Origin of the sequence: Alteromonas gracilis (assembly GCF_043642145.1) — a bacterium.
In the GTDB taxonomy this organism is placed as follows: domain Bacteria; phylum Pseudomonadota; class Gammaproteobacteria; order Enterobacterales; family Alteromonadaceae; genus Alteromonas; species Alteromonas gracilis_B.
The window spans coordinates 97,865-109,317 of the sequence record NZ_JBHZRZ010000006.1 but is presented as its reverse complement, the minus strand read 5'-3'; the positions used below and the strand labels follow the sequence as shown (position 1 = coordinate 109,317).

General features: G+C 42.8%; 7 protein-coding genes. 2 read left to right on the top strand and 5 right to left on the bottom strand.

Annotation, left to right across the window (positions count from 1 at the left end; translation table 11 throughout):
- Positions 1–451 precede the first annotated feature (451 nt).
- Positions 452–2,470 carry a PAS domain S-box protein gene (locus ACHUFN_RS13225; protein ID WP_394222877.1) on the top strand — a complete coding sequence of 673 codons (2,019 nt, stop codon included), beginning with the start codon at positions 452–454 and terminating at the stop codon, positions 2,468–2,470.
- Between the two features lie 459 nt (positions 2,471–2,929).
- Positions 2,930–5,044: a two-component system response regulator gene (locus ACHUFN_RS13220; RefSeq protein ID WP_394222875.1), complete on the top strand. Its 2,115-nt coding sequence runs from the start codon at positions 2,930–2,932 to the stop codon at positions 5,042–5,044.
- Positions 5,045–5,337: 293 nt separating this feature from the next.
- Here the strand turns inward: ACHUFN_RS13220 and gorA are convergent, their stop codons facing one another.
- The 5 genes from gorA to ACHUFN_RS13195 all read right to left on the bottom strand — a co-directional run bounded on the left by gorA (position 5,338) and on the right by ACHUFN_RS13195 (position 11,403).
- A complete protein-coding gene (gorA, locus tag ACHUFN_RS13215) occupies positions 5,338–6,684 on the bottom strand; it encodes a glutathione-disulfide reductase (protein WP_394222874.1) in 1,347 nt (448 codons plus the stop codon).
- 248 nt (positions 6,685–6,932) lie between these two features.
- Entirely contained in the window at positions 6,933–8,240 is a 1,308-nt protein-coding gene (nosR, locus tag ACHUFN_RS13210) for a response regulator c-di-GMP phosphodiesterase, NosR family (RefSeq protein WP_394222873.1), read from the bottom strand.
- 74 nt (positions 8,241–8,314) lie between these two features.
- Positions 8,315–9,985 carry a HAMP domain-containing sensor histidine kinase gene (locus ACHUFN_RS13205; RefSeq protein ID WP_394222872.1) on the bottom strand — a complete coding sequence of 557 codons (1,671 nt, stop codon included), beginning with the start codon at positions 9,983–9,985 and terminating at the stop codon, positions 8,315–8,317.
- Between the two features lie 10 nt (positions 9,986–9,995).
- Positions 9,996–10,820 (bottom strand): phosphate/phosphite/phosphonate ABC transporter substrate-binding protein, encoded by an 825-nt coding sequence (locus ACHUFN_RS13200; protein WP_394222871.1) that lies wholly within the window; start codon positions 10,818–10,820, stop codon positions 9,996–9,998.
- A gap of 22 nt (positions 10,821–10,842) precedes the next feature.
- Positions 10,843–11,403: a response regulator gene (locus ACHUFN_RS13195; RefSeq protein WP_394222870.1), complete on the bottom strand. Its 561-nt coding sequence runs from the start codon at positions 11,401–11,403 to the stop codon at positions 10,843–10,845.
- Between the last annotated feature and the right edge of the window lie 50 nt (positions 11,404–11,453).

Sequence of the window (11,453 nt, the reverse complement as noted above, 5' to 3'; positions counted from 1 at the left end):
TTTGACCATCTCATCGTTGCTGGCCAACACGATGGGAACATCTTCGTTTTATGAATCGTTATCAATTTAACGGTCGATGGCAAGGCTTAGCGCTACCCTGTATCGCTCATCAATATCTGAAACTTCGTTTTGAAAGTGTGCTTTCAGGTTAAGTAGGTTCATAATAAAATCCCTTTTATAAAACTAGTAATTATTTCCGCGCAGGCGCCTTTTTAAAGGTAGAGTAGGCAAGATTCTTATTGCATTCGGGAGAAGGGCCTCGATGTTGCCCCGTTAACTTTGTGGCAATCACTAATGGTTTCACTGAGTGTAATATAATTAATCTATTTATCACTCACGCTACGTATTGTAAAAAAATAAAAATTTTTAAATGACGGAATTTATTGAAATTACCCGATGTGCATTTACACTAAATAGCATCACATTGAATGTTTGAAGGTTTGTCTAGGGAATGGATGGTTGTAAGAAGTACTCAATTCAAGATGAAAATGCTTTATTAAAACGTGAGTTAACCGACCTTCGGCGTGAGAGGGATAAGTATAAAAGGTTATTTGATACTTCAGCTGACGCGCTTTCAATAATCGACTTAAAAACGGGCAAGTTTGTCGAATGTAATGACGCAGCGCTTGCTATGCATGGTGTCAGTAGTGAGCAGGATTTTTTACAACTAAGCCCTGCTGATTTGTCCCCGGAATTTCAACCCTGTGGAACACGCTCTACTGAGCTTGCAAAAACCTATATATCCGAGTCAGTTGCCAAGGGAGCTCAGTTATTTCAGTGGGTTCACTCAAGACTTGATGGAACCACATTTCAATGCTTAGTCTCACTTAGTGCTTTCGAGACCCCGGGAACCACGCAGGTACTAGCGATAGGTCGAGATATTTCAGACATCATCCAGTCAAAAGAAGCGGTGACTAGAGCCAATTCTGAAATTGAAAAGTATGAGTCAGTTATTCAGCTTCAGCAAGAAAGGTTCAGGGCGTTTGTAGAGCAGGCACCCGTTGGCATAGCGATAAACCGAATTAATGACGGATCGTTTGTTTCAGTAAACGAAGAGTTTACTAAATTTTCTGGGTACAGTGTCGATGAAATTAATGAGCTAAGCTATTGGGAGTTGACTCCTTCGAAATACGAAGAAGAGGAAGCTAAACAACTGGAGCTCTTAAATACAGTTGGTCGCTATGGGCCTTACCAAAAAGAGTATATTCACAAAGATGGGTACTGCTATCCAGTTTTACTTTCCGGCGTAAAAATAGAAAACGAAGATGGCGTACCTCTTATTTGGTCTGTTATCCAAGATGTCACGGAGCAGGAGAAGGTAGAGCAGGAGCTCCGTCAGGCTAAAGCTCAGGCAGAAAAAGCGAATGAGGCTAAAAGCATCTTTCTGTCTAATATGAGTCATGAGGTTAGAACGCCGATGAATGGGGTGCTCGGTATGCTACAGGTGCTCGAAAGAGAAGCATTACCAGATAAGTCTAAGAGGCTTGTCTCAACAGCAATATTTTCCGCGAAGACGTTACTGCGCATTCTCAATGATATTTTAGATTATACAAAGATTGAATCCCACTCGCTTAGTTTAGAAACAACAGAGTTTTCAATTGAAAGAACGATTGAATCTATTTTGTCGAACGAACTTCCTAAAGCAAACGAAAAAGCCGTAAAAGTGACCATTGATTACCAATCTACAATGCCTAAGTTTTGGTTCGGTGATGCCGTTCGAGTTAGGCAAGTTTTTATGAACCTCATTTCCAACGCGGTTAAGTTTACGAGGCAAGGAAGTGTAGACATTCAGCTAATGGCCGAACAGCGAAAAGACAAATGCGGTTTAGTTTTTTCCATTGTAGATTCTGGCGTCGGAATGAATAAGCGTGCGCTGAAAACTTTGTTTGACCGCTTCACCCAAGCAGATGTTTCAACAACTCGAGAATTCGGAGGTACAGGGCTAGGAATGTCAATTACTCATGAGTTAGTAACACTCATGGGTGGCCGCATCGATGTTTCAAGTGACGAGGGCGTAGGCACTAAGTTTGTCGTATTTCTGCCTCTTCTCCCATCTTCTAACGACCTTGATGCCACACCGGAGCCAGCAAAGACTGCTGTACCTGATTTAAGTGGTCGAATAATATTACTTGCGGAAGATAACTCGATAAATCAAGAGGTTGTGAAGTCGATGGTGGCAGATACAAAAGCGATGCTCCACGTCGTATCAAACGGCCAATTAGCCATCGAGGCTTACCATCGATATAAACCTGATATCGTACTAATGGATATACAAATGCCAATTATGGATGGGGCTAAAGCCTGTCAACTTATTAAAAAGCGATATAATGATGCGCATATCATTGCTATTACTGCGAATGTTATGGAGCAGGAAGTTCAAAGTTATCTTGATTCAGGTTTTGATGGTCATTTAGGCAAGCCATTTGAGATTTCCGCCCTTTTTGCGCTACTTGCACAGCGTTTGTCATGATTCCCGTTTGCACTTATTTCTAAGGCAACTAAAAAATCAGGCCCTTCTAACGCTATCTTAAACATAATTGAGATAGCACAATCACGCCATAAATTAGCCAAAAGTATAAAAGGTGCTACATTCACAAAGCTACATTGTTGCAAAGATGCTTTAATGGCCCGCATTATTAACGAGCGGGCTTTTTTCTAAAGGGATAAAGTCCCTCATTTCACCATCGTCACTTTTGTAGAAGCGTGACTCAGCACAAACTCATCAGAAGCTTTGAGATACGCGAATACAATCGCAACCTCACTCTACTCAATCCATTGCTTCGTTATACTTTTGTCTAATAGGAGTGAATCTAGCTATACTGCTAAATTTTAAAAGTACGCCTATTAGTAGCGTTAACTAGCAGTTCTGAATCTCAGTGCAGCGATTATTAATGTAAACGGAAATTTGGCAGGGATAGGGATAGAGCACATGTCGTCTATAAACAACAGTGATGCATTAATACTCGCCGTCGATGACGAAGAAATTCAACTAGAAGTTATCAAAAGTGCGTTGCACACGCACTATCAGGTTTTGACTTCCACTTCGCCTCAACAGGCATTAGTATTGGCTGAAAAGCATACGCCCGATATCGTTCTACTTGACATTGACATGCCGGACATCAACGGGTTTGACTTATGTAAGCTGCTCCAAAAAATTCCCACATTACTCTCAGCGAGTTTTGTGTTTATAACGTCTCACCATGATCCGGAACTGGAAGCCAAAGCGCTCGAGCTTGGCGCTGTAGATTTTATTACTAAACCCATCCACGCCAATGTATGCCTAATGCGCATCAAGAATCAAATGGTGATTAGGCAACAAGCAGAATCTGTAAAATCGGCGTTACATCAAACCCATGCTGAAAAAACACAGCTAAAAGCAATACTGCGCTCTATTGACGATGGAGTTATTGCCACTGATACCAGCAAAAAAGTGACATTTATAAATCCAGTTGCCCAGCGACTGACAGGTTTTCTTGCGTCCGAAGCTACAGGCAAGGCAATAACTGACATTCTCAAATTAAACTATTCAGAAAACAAATCTACTTTGCTTGACCCACTTGATATTGCCATGTCACAAAAGCGTGTGATTACCATGTCACTTGATGTTGAGCTTTGGGGCCGCAAGGGAAAACGATATCAAATTGAACTCACCGCGAGCCCACTCTTCGACATTGAGAATATTAATCTTATTGGGGGGGTGCTTACCTTTCAAAATATCAGTGACATGGTTTCTATGGCCAATCAGATGACTCACCTTGTTAATCACGACCACCTGACAGGGCTCCCGAACCGTGTTTGTCTTAACAGCCGGTTAAAGCATGAAATTTCGCGAGCGCGACACACTAATCACCTTGTCGCTGTTCTTATGTTCGACATTGACAATTTTAAATACTTAAACGACACCATCGGCCACGAAAAAGGGGATGAGGTCATCAGGTCGGTAGCCAAGCGTTTACAAATGGTTTGTGATGACTCAGCTGTAATCTCACGCATCGGTGGCGACGAATTTGTTGTGCTGCTTATTGATTGTGCAAGCCATGACCAAATTGACAAAATTGCAACTAAAATATCTAGGGAAGTAAGTAAACCTTTCAGTGTATTAGAAGAGCGTTACCGCCTAACTCTTAGCATGGGTATCAGCATTTACCCTACTGATTCCCTCTCAGCTGACGACCTAATACGGCATGCCGATGCAGCAATGTTTAAAGTGAAAAGCGAAGGTCGTAATGGGCATGTTTTTTATGACGAAACCCTCACCGACGAGCTTAAAGAGCGTGTCAATATTGAAAAACTGCTTCATCAGCGATTAGATGAAAACGCATTAATTATTCACTATCAACCTAAATATTCTCTTACATCAGGCAATATTGTTGGCGTAGAAGCGCTTGTGCGTTTAATCGGGTATGAGGGACAGCTAATACCGCCAGATAAATTTATCTCAGTCGCTGAAAAATCGAACCTTATAAGGTTGTTAGGCGAACAAGTGCTAGTCAAAAGCTGTTTACAAGTGAAAAAGTGGCTAGAGAGTGATGTGGTAATGAGGGTGGCAATTAATATTGGTGCTTCTCAGTTCAATGCTCCTGGGTTTGCAGATCTCATTGCGAGGACTTTACAAGAGTACAAGGTACCCCCTCACCTATTAGAACTCGAGATTACTGAGTCAGCACTCATCCAAAATGTTGTCAATGCCAACAAAACAATTTTAGCGCTCCAGTCTTTGGGAGTTACGATAGCATTGGATGATTTTGGTACAGGCTACTCAAGCTTGTCTTATTTGAGAAGCTTTAATTTTGATCTATTGAAAATCGACAAAGCGTTTATCAGAGACATTTGTGGAAACAAGCAAGCATTTAGTATCTTGACCGCCATTAAAACAATGGCGAAGTCACTCAACTTGCGATTAGTGTGCGAAGGTATAGAAACAATGCAACAACAAAAAATGCTTGAGGCTTTAAAGTGTGAACAGGGACAGGGTTACTTGTTTTGCAGGCCGCTACCCTCAGAAGAGCTCGAAGCTAAATTTCCTGAAGTGTTTGGCTCATAGTATGTTAAACGACGCCTCGTACTGATTGTGGCTGATGGCGAAATAAGTGCTTTGGTCGTGCAGACCATGCTAGCAGAAACAGTAATTACTGAATTCGTGGTCTGAATGATAAAAGGTTGAAATTCCTTCCAGCTTAATATGCCCATTAATTGATACCGAAAGGGGAAGCACAGAGAAGGGATTTGATCAAATCACATAATTCATGCACTACCCCAAATGAGTCAAAGAAGTTCTCAAGGGTAGTACATTTTTCAGAAATTACTCAGCTACAGTTTAACACTCCAGAACGCGATCTACATAGTAACAAACTCTTCTGCGCTAGTGGGGTGAATAGCCACACATGCGTCAAAGTCAGCCTTAGTTGCGCCCATTTTAATGGCTACGGCAAAACCTTGAAGAATTTCATCCATGCCATGGCCAATACCGTGTAGGCCTACCACTTTCTCATCTTTTCCTGTACACACTAGCTTCATTTTGGTCATTTGACGATGGCGTGTAACGGCTGTGTACATTGACGCAAAGCTTGATGTGTACACTTTTACATTGTCTTCGCCATACTCTTCGATAGCTTCTGGCTCAGTCAAACCTATTGTGCCAATGGGCGGATGGCTAAATACAACGGTAGGAATCTGCGAATAATCCATATGTGCGTCTTTCTGACCGTTAAACAAGCGTTCGCTTAATAGTCTGCCTGCTTTTACCGCCACTGGTGTTAGCTCTGCTTGACCAATAATATCGCCGACCGCGTAGATGTTTTTGGCAGTCGTATTTTGATATTTGTCTACTTTTATTGAGCCGTCATCGTTTAGCACCACATCGGTATTTTCAATGTCAATTTTATCGGTAGAAGGTTCCCGACCAATTGCCCAAATTAAGCAGTCTGCTTTAATTACTTCGCCATTCGTTAAATGCACTGACAGCTCACCGTCTTCAGCTTTTTCTACCATTTCAACGCTGGCGTGGTTGTGCAGTTTACAACCTTCAGCGTGAATCATGTCAACTAAGGTTTCATGAATAAGCGGGTCGAAGTTACGAAGTGGGGCATGCTTGCGAACCACTAAGTGTGATTCTGTGCCTAGTGCATGAAGCACACCGGCTAACTCGACACCAATGTAGCCCGCACCTACCACCACAGCGCGCTTAGGTTGCTCTTTTAATGCAAAGAAGCCATCTGAATCAATGCCAAACTCTGCGCCTTTTATATCAGGAATTATGGGGCGTCCACCAACGGCAATCGTGATATGGTCAGCAGTATACTGCTCGCCATTAACTTCCACGGTGTTGTTATCTATAAACTTTGCAAATCCGCGGATCAAAGTAACGTCGTTGGTTGTGAGAACGCGGTCATAAGAGGCATGAATGCGCTCAATATACGCTTGTCGGCTGGCGATTAGGCTAGCCCAGCTGAAGTGATTAACCGACAAATCGAATCCATATTCAGGCGCGTATCGATGGACAGCCTCTGCTACTTGAGCACCGTACCACATGGCTTTTTTCGGAACGCAGCCAACATTCACACACGTTCCACCTATATCTTTGGCTTCAATAATAGCGGCCTTCTTTCCGTGTTTAGCTGCTCGGTTCGCAGAAGCGATACCGCCACTGCCACCGCCAATGCAAATATAATCAAAATGTTTCATTCAAAAAGCCTTCTTTGTCGGTTAGGCGAGCTACGTACTGCGCTAAACAGCGTTTAGTGCGCTCGCATAGCAAATCTTAGTTAATCAGGTCTGTCTTTAGAGTATTCCTAAGACCGGAATTTGCTTCAAGGAATTTCATCTAGTGTATCAATGGGGGTAGTACTGCCTAATTAAAGGGGCAGAGCAACGCAACCTTCACTTGAAGGTCACAAAGCTGTGCCTTGACTTACGCACGCAGCCAACAGAGCTTATTCAGTTATAGTCGAAGAAGCCTGTTCTGGTTCTATTTGAATACTAAATGCTTTTCCGCGTTCTTCCTCAAAGTGTATTAACTTCTGGATGGTTGCCTCAGTAAACACATGCCCTTCAGGCAAAAGAAGGATATGTGCATCGTTGTACAAATTTTGGGCGAGCACCATTTCTGGTTTTAGTTGTGATGCTTTAACTGATGTGGCGAGTAACGTTGACGTAGTTACATCTTCTGCTTCTAGTAACAGGTCTAAAAACTCGCCGTCGTAGCGAGTATTTCTGTGCTTTTTCATTTCAAGTTTGGCATCGCGAGGTGTCATTTCAATGCCACTCATTCTGCCCGTTACAAGGCGCCAGTAGTCGCGTGCGATCGCCAATATACGTGCGCCGACAGGAATTTCTTTAGCCACTTTTTTGTAAAGACCAGAGCCGTTATAGTGCTCGAACTGAAACTCTATGATATCTGACACACTGTGAAGTGCGTCTGCTGGCGCTAGCATTAAAGCTGCTTGTTTGGTTTGAGATAAATAGTTTTGCTGTTGTTGATAGTTAAGTTTTGAAAACGGCGCTGTGAAATCACCTGTATTGAGGCCGAGTAGCCCCAACTCACAAATCAAACCTGCGTAGCGTACTTGTTTAATCTCACCTTGTTCTAAACGCGCTAACTTCGCAAGTTTTGATGCAAGTTCACTGACTTCAATGGCGAATTTTCCGTTTATGTGAGGGTTAATACTGATCACATTGAACAGCACTTGCTCTAACGCTAGATTGTGCTTTTCAAGTTTATGTAATACCGCCTTAATTTGGCGGGTGCGCTTTTGCACGGTTTGTTCTAGCGATGCATTAATATCGCGTAGCTTCTTGTTTTGGAGGCGTGTTAACTTTTGTAAGCGCAAGTTTTCTGCTTTTAATTTTACCCGCTCTAGACCTTCGCTTACCGTGGAAATTAGCTCTTGGTTGTCCCAAGGCTTTTGTAGATATCTGTGTATTTTTCCTTGATTTACAGCCTTAATAGTAGACTCGATATCGGCGTAGCCAGTAAGTACAACCCTAAAAGTATCGGGGTAGGTAACCGCTACATGCTCTAAAAGTTCGGCGCCGGTCATGTTTGGCATTTTCATATCAGAGATAACCACATGTACATCATGCACTTTCATAAGTTCTAATGCTTTAGCGCCGCTTTCAGCAAGCAATAACGTAATGTCCATCGTGAAGAGCGCACGTTTTATGGCACGTAAAATATTGGGCTCGTCATCAACGAACAGTACTGTGTATGTTGTGGTTTGTTCTGTAGTTGTCTCTGTCATAAGATAAAATCCTTACAAACGAAGTTTTAAGCGACACGCCCAAGACTGGCAAATTGCATTAGTTAAGCTATCCATTAGTTTGCCCCATTAGCTTGTAAACTAGGCAAATCTGATGCTATTGGAAGTGCAAGAGTAAACGTACTGCCTTCTCCTTCTTTACTGCTCGCTGAGAGCGTACCGCCATGTTCTTGCGCAATGCCAAATGATATGGAAAGGCCTAGCCCTGTACCTTGTCCTTCAGGTTTGGTTGTAAAAAACGGATTGAATAGTTTGTCGAGGTGACTTAATGGTATGCCACAGCCAGAATCTTCAACGCGCAGTTCAACGGTGTTACCCACGACGCAGGTAGTAATGACAATTTTTCCATTTTTTCCGGTGCTCTCTATGGCTTGGCCAGCATTAATAAGTAAATTTGTGACAACTTGAGAGATTTTTCCCACATTCATCGCTACGTCTGGTACTTTGCCCAAGTGCGTTTCAACAGTACAAATATACTTTAATTGGTTGTTTACCATTGCAAGGGTGGTTCGCACACAGTCATTGATATTGTGTTTCTGCATTTGGTCGCTATCAACGCGAGAAAAAAGCTTTAAGCCTTTCACTATCTCGGCTACGCGCTGAAGGCCCTCTTTTGATTCGTTTAATAAATCATTGATATCGTCGTTAATAAACGCCATGTCTTGATTGGCTAGCAATTTATCTAGTTCGACTAACGCAGAAACGCGCGAGGCTTCGTCATTGCAGCCAAGGACAGTATTAACTTGTGAGAAAATCATTTGGTAAGTAGCAATATATTCGCTCAATGTTGAAATATTGCTACTCACAAAACCTACTGGATTGTTGATTTCGTGTGCAACTCCAGCGGCCAATTGACCTACGGATGCCATTTTTTCGGCCTGCAGCAATTGCACCTGTGTTTCTTTTAAATCTTTATTGGCTTCTTCAAGCTGATAATTTTTCTTGTTGAGTAATGCGGTTCTGTCATGCACCTTTTGTTCAAGCAAGGTGTTAAGTTCTTTTAGCTCATCTTGCGCGTGCTGACGCTGCTCATTTTCTTTCTTAAGGCGCTCTACTAGCTGATTGAACGCTTGTGCAAGCTCGCTGAGCTCGTCTTTTCCGCGCACGGGGATGGAAATATCTTGAAAACTGTTGTGCTTAACCGCATCGCCCAGGCGTTTTGCTCCTTCGTGCAGCTGATGAAGCTGCGACATGAGATAAGATCCAAGTAAATATGAGCACAGCCCGACCAAGATAAATTCTAAAGAAGCTAACGTGACTGTCCAGCTTCGCACCTTTGAAACTGACTCGGTAATAGAGGCGATATTGAGTCCTATTTCAACGTAGCCATACAGCGTGTCATTCACCATGATAGGGGCGCGTGTGTCGTAAATACTGTCGTTAGCTTTTGACGCAGCCGTATCGGCAACAAAAGGGCGATTCAGTGCCTCAGAGTTCCCTTTTTCGACAAACACTCTTCCACCTTTGTCTGTTATTTTCACATAGGAAATGTTTGGGTTAGTTAGAATCTCAGTTACATCGGCGTCAAGGGCCGCTAAGTCATAACTAAGGAATGCATTTTTTGTTGCAGAAACAAAGAGCGCCACTGTTGTATCAGCAGACTTTTTGACGTTGCTATCTACCAGCTCATTAAGTAAATGAAAAACTGTTATGATGAGCAGGAGCAATAGCAGCGCCGCGATGGAAGCTATACCTGCTATCGTTTTAATCCTCAGCGAGATTCTCATGGATAAATGCTCATAAATGGGGCCTTGAGAGGGAAGCTATCCCCAGTGCTCTTACATCGTTCCAATCACTATCCTGCGATGCGGTAAAGCCATTAAATCCAATGCCTTGCAAAATCCAATGATTGCTTGAGTCATTAGAGAGGGCTAACAATGCGTTAAGAATGGCCTGTCTGTCACTCGGCGACATTTTTGGGTGTGTTGCAAGTGCATGAGGTGTGTAACCCTTGCTTTTCCATAAAACCCGTAATTCTTTTTTGATGTTTGTTGGCAAGCCTTCAAGCGTTCTCACAATGCCGCCCCCAGCATCAAAAAAACCTCGTTGTACCGCAAGATAAACAGAGTCATGTGAATTGACGTAGCGAGGCACAAAAGCGATGTTTTTCATACGAAGATGAGCGCTAGTGATAATAGTGGCTGCAAAGGCGGCGGGAGCGGGAAAGGCAACCTCAGAGCCGCTTAAATCATCAAGCGTTTTAACCGAGCTGTCTTTAGGTACCACAATTAAGCCTTGTAACTTTTTGTCGCGTTGACGCGCAAGCGCACGGTAACCTACTGAATCGTTAAACACGACGAAATGGTAGGGGTTCATGTAGGCAATGTCATATTTGCCCTCGGCTAAATTTGCTTCAAAAGTGGGTATGTCTTTCGCTGTTTTAAAGTTAACCTCAAACCCTGTACTTTTCGTGATGTAGTCAATTAATGGCTGCCAATTTTCAGCTAACTTCTTGGCCGACTGCTGAGGTACTACTGCGAAAGTGAGCGCTTTAGTATTAACCGCAAACGCAGGTGTGTTAACAAGTAAACCCAATAACAAAAATTTAGCTAGCCATCTCATAAGGACACCTCTTAACGTTAACTTACATTGATGCAAATTGTTCTAACACCAATGTGAGGTCATAGTTAGAAAAAGGCTTTGGAAGGGTGGCATCAGCGCCTTTTTCCATGGCACGCTCAAGGCTGATCTCATCTAGCGCAGAAATTACGACTATTTTGAGGTCGTTGTATCTCGCTTGCTCTCGCGTAAATTCAATTACGTTATATCCATCCATGCCAGGCATACTCAAATCGAGCGTCATTATCTTAGGATTATTTTGGCCAAGAATGATGCCTGCTTGAAACCCACCCGTCGCGATATATGTGTCAAAGCCAGCCCGTCGAGCTACTCGCTGGATAGATTTAGCGACGGGCATTTCATCATCTACAATGAGAATAGAAGGGGCCGATACACCTTTTAGCGAGTCAGGAATAGGCATATCGTGCGCTTCAAGAAAAGATAAGAAGTCTTCTACTAAGACTCTATTATTTCCGCGGCCAGGCAGTTTGAAACCTTTGAGCTTTCCACTATCAATCCATCGAATCACGGTTCGCAAATTTACATCGCAGTACGACGCTATTTCACCCGAGGTCAAAGTTTTCATATTTGTGCCCAGTACGTTTTCTCAACAAGAGTATAGGCATAGAAAAATGG

Coding starts and splice junctions, on each gene's coding strand:
- ACHUFN_RS13195 (WP_394222870.1), bottom strand. CDS start 11,403: ATGAAAACTTTGACCTCGGGTGAAATAGCGTCGTACTGCGATGTAAAT.
- ACHUFN_RS13205 (WP_394222872.1), bottom strand. CDS start 9,985: ATGAGAATCTCGCTGAGGATTAAAACGATAGCAGGTATAGCTTCCATC.
- ACHUFN_RS13225 (WP_394222877.1), top strand. CDS start 452: ATGGATGGTTGTAAGAAGTACTCAATTCAAGATGAAAATGCTTTATTA.
- nosR (WP_394222873.1), bottom strand. CDS start 8,240: ATGACAGAGACAACTACAGAACAAACCACAACATACACAGTACTGTTC.
- gorA (WP_394222874.1), bottom strand. CDS start 6,684: ATGAAACATTTTGATTATATTTGCATTGGCGGTGGCAGTGGCGGTATC.
- ACHUFN_RS13220 (WP_394222875.1), top strand. CDS start 2,930: ATGTCGTCTATAAACAACAGTGATGCATTAATACTCGCCGTCGATGAC.
- ACHUFN_RS13200 (WP_394222871.1), bottom strand. CDS start 10,820: ATGAGATGGCTAGCTAAATTTTTGTTATTGGGTTTACTTGTTAACACA.